Annotated in this window: 5 protein-coding genes; 3 read left to right on the plus strand and 2 right to left on the minus strand. The window is 43.1% G+C overall.

Translation table 11 applies throughout. The features are described 5' to 3' along the window. The coding region (locus PX484_RS03160) for a YcjF family protein (protein ID WP_288102828.1) at positions 1-515 on the plus strand (515 nt) is incomplete at its 5' end. Between the two features lie 9 nt (positions 516-524). On the opposite strand, the gene PX484_RS03165 is transcribed toward PX484_RS03160, so the two are convergent. Together PX484_RS03165 and miaB are read right to left on the minus strand one after the other, a co-directional pair. Continuing rightward, positions 525-911 carry a C6orf136 family protein gene (locus PX484_RS03165; protein ID WP_002800738.1) on the minus strand — a complete coding sequence of 129 codons (387 nt, stop codon included), beginning with the start codon at positions 909-911 and terminating at the stop codon, positions 525-527. A gap of 166 nt (positions 912-1,077) precedes the next feature. Then, positions 1,078-2,418, minus strand: coding sequence for a tRNA (N6-isopentenyl adenosine(37)-C2)-methylthiotransferase MiaB (miaB, locus tag PX484_RS03170; RefSeq protein WP_002800739.1), 1,341 nt, complete (start codon positions 2,416-2,418; stop codon positions 1,078-1,080). Between miaB and PX484_RS03175 the strand changes: the two genes are divergently transcribed. Together PX484_RS03175 and PX484_RS03180 are read left to right on the plus strand one after the other, a co-directional pair. After that, the gene (locus PX484_RS03175; RefSeq protein ID WP_256377561.1) at positions 2,417-2,539 is read left to right on the plus strand and encodes a hypothetical protein; all 123 of its coding nucleotides are present in this window, start codon (positions 2,417-2,419) and stop codon (positions 2,537-2,539) included. The two genes, miaB and PX484_RS03175, sit on opposite strands and share 2 nt — an antisense overlap. Before the next feature lie 244 nt (positions 2,540-2,783). Beyond that, positions 2,784-3,068, plus strand: a complete 285-nt coding sequence (locus tag PX484_RS03180; protein ID WP_002741693.1) for a Nif11-like leader peptide family natural product precursor — start codon at positions 2,784-2,786, stop codon at positions 3,066-3,068. The last annotated feature ends 271 nt before the right edge of the window (positions 3,069-3,339 follow it).

Raw genomic sequence — 3,339 nt, forward strand, 5'->3', positions numbered from 1 at the left:
AATCCCGACGCAAAAAGGCTTTACCTGTTATCGAACAATACCAATGGATAGCCGCTACTGCCACTTTTGCTAATCCTCTCGCGGCCCTAGATTTAGTTTTAGCGGCAGCTACTAACGCTCAAATGTTAGTGGATTTAGGGGGAATTTATCAACAAAAAATGTCCCTTGAACAAGCAAAAACAGCCATGGCCACCCTGGGGAAAATGATGGTACAATTGGGCATGGTAGAAGTGACAACCCAGGCATTAGGAACAATTCTCAAGGGAAATGCGATTACTTATATTGCCGGTGGTACAGTGCAGGGAATCGGGGCAGCCTATCTAACTCGTTTAGCTGGTTTAAGTTTAGTTGAATATTTTCAAGAACAGGAAATTAACGAGCAACTGAATAATGATTGGAATTGGACGAGTTTGCAGAATAAAGTTAAACAGGTCTGGGAACAAAATCAGCGCCTAGCATTTTTACAGGATTTTGTCAAGCAAACGAGCGCTCGTTGGTCGGCATTTTCTGGTTAAAAAATGTAGTTAAGAACTGGGAAAAGATAAATGCTGACGCAGCACATCCCAGCGCGAACAATCCCAATAATCGATATGAGAAATAATCAGATTATTGTCATCGAGAGTTAATTGGCTGCGTCCAGAAATAGCGATGCGGGGCCGCCAAGGTAAAGGAGTTGTCCAGTGCAATGTCCAACGGGTATTAATAATATTTCCCTGCTGTTCAATTGCGTGGACATCCATCTTGATAGCTTGGAACCATTGACCCATAAAACCAATCATTTCCCGATAGCGTTTAATCCCCCGAAATTGATTGAGAGGGTCTTGAAAATAAACGTCATCAGCATAAATATCATAGGTTTGATCGAGGGGAAATCTTTGATAATCTTGCTGCAAAATAGCGATAATATCCATAAAATAAGTAATTAGTTATAATTAAATTGAAGATAGATTTTGCCTTTGATCCCCCCTGCACCCCTTGATAAGGGGGGTATCTGACAATTTTTAACAGCTACCTACTTGGCAAATTATTCCCGATAGCTATTGCCTTTTTTCACTGCTGAGGGGTCACTGTTAACTATTAAAAGATCACTCCCGTCAAACTAAAGGGACGGACTTCGGTAATTTTAACCTTAACAAATTTGCCGCGCAATTCCTCAAGATTTCCCGTAAAGAAAGTTAAGCGATTGCCTCTAGTTCTTCCCATAACTTGACTAGCATCTTTAGGGTTAACTTCTTCCACTAAAATTTCCTCAATTCTGCCTAAATATCTTTGGGAACGTTCGGCGGCTTTTGTGGCCACTAAATGATTTAATCTTTGTAAGCGATCGCTTTTTACCTGCTCACTTAATTGATTATCCCAAATAGCGGCCGGAGTGCCTGGACGGGGAGAATAGGCCGCCGTATTTAATTGATCAAAACCAATCTCATCGACTAATTTTAAAGTATTCTCGAACTGTGCCTCTGTTTCTCCGGGGAATCCGACAATCGCATCGGCACTAATGGCAGCATCTGGCATTAAATCGCGAATATTAGCAATAATTTGTCGGTATTTTTCCTGAGTATAGCCCCGTTTCATCGCCTTGAGAATATCATTATCCCCCGATTGAAAAGGGATATGAAAATGTTCACAAACTTTAGGTAATTCCTGACAAGCTTTAATTAAACGTTCGGTAAAATAGCGGGGGTGACTGGTGGCAAAACGGAGACGTTCAATGCCGGCCACATCGTGAATGTAGTAGAGTAAATCGGTGAAATTGTGCAGATGTCGGCCGCTTGCCGTCACTCCGGGTAAATCCCGTCCGTAGGCATCGATATTTTGACCTAAAAGGGTGATTTCTTTATAACCCTGTTGTCCTAATTGTGCCATTTCTGCTCGAATTGCCGCAGGAGTGCGAGATTGTTCCACCCCGCGCACCCCCGGAACCACACAATAGGTACAGCGTTCATTACAACCATAGATGACGTTCACCCAAGCGGTAATATTACTATCCCGGCGCGGTTTGGTGATATCTTCCATGATGTGGATGGGTTCGGTGGCCACCACCTGGGAACCGTCAAAAACTTGTTGTAATAAGTCTCCCAAGCGATTTGCGTGTTGGGGACCGATAATTAAATCCACTTCGGGAACCCGTCTTAATAATTGTTCCCCTTCCTGTTGGGCCACGCAGCCAGCGACCACTAGAGTAAGATCGGGTTGAGTTTGTTTGCGTTTAGCCTGTCTACCGAGATAGGAATAAACCTTCTGTTCGGCATTATCGCGAATTGTACAGGTATTGTAGAGGATTAAATCGGCTTCGTTGGCATCCTCAGACCATTGAAACCCCAAATCTTCTAAAATACCCGCCATGCGTTCGGAGTCAGCCTTATTCATCTGACAACCAAAGGTGGTGATATGGTAACGACGTGGGGATTTATTCATGATGCTGGCTACAGAAACAAGAGTGCAGGTTTCTATTTTAGGCTATTTATTCTCTGACTTGAAAGAAGCGGTCGGCGGTCGGCAGGATTCAGTTATCAGTTATCAGTTATCAGTTCACTGAGAAAACACCCTACACCCTACACCCCACACCCCACACCCTACACCCCACACCCCACACCCTACACCCCACTTCCCACTCCTCAGAATTAGACCTAAAGCATACTCAGCCATACAAGCAAAGAAAAACGAAACTTTTGCTTTGAGGATATCTCCTGACTGGTAGGATAAAAATAAACCATAACTAGGCAGTTTAACCTCCACACCCCAGAGGCCACACCTTTAATCATCAAAGGAAAAATATTTATATGTCTAAAAATCAAGTGTTCGACTTCTTCGCCTTAGCCGCTAAAAACGAAGAATTGGGTCAAAAAATGCGCTCAACCCAAGATCCTCAGCAATTACTAGAGATAGCTCGCTCGCAAGGCTTCGATTTCTCCCGTCCTGAATTAGAAGCAGCACTTAAATCCTTGCACGAGAGTCCCGACTTTTTCCAAAAGTTAGCTCATGCAGTGTTAGAAGTTTTCAGCCCTAACCACGATAATTATCCCTCGATCGGTGTCCAACCCTACGAAGGTGAGATCGATCGCTAGAATCAGTCATCAGTGATCAGTTACCAGTGATCAGAGGTGAGTTTTCATTTCACTGTTTACTAATCACTGAAAAAGGCTCCCCTCTCTCCCCAATTCATAGGGAGCATCCCACTAAGCATTTCGCATCTAAGTACAATTGCTTATGGCAAAATTGGGATGCTTCCAATTCATAATTTATAATTCATAATTTATAATTCCCAGAACTACCGAAAAGGCTTGCCATCTAAGCATTTCGCATCTAAGTATAATTGCTTATGGCAAAAGTGGAATG

It is taken from the genome of Microcystis sp. M49636_WE2 (genome assembly GCF_030065375.1).
GTDB lineage: Bacteria > Cyanobacteriota > Cyanobacteriia > Cyanobacteriales > Microcystaceae > Microcystis > Microcystis aeruginosa_C.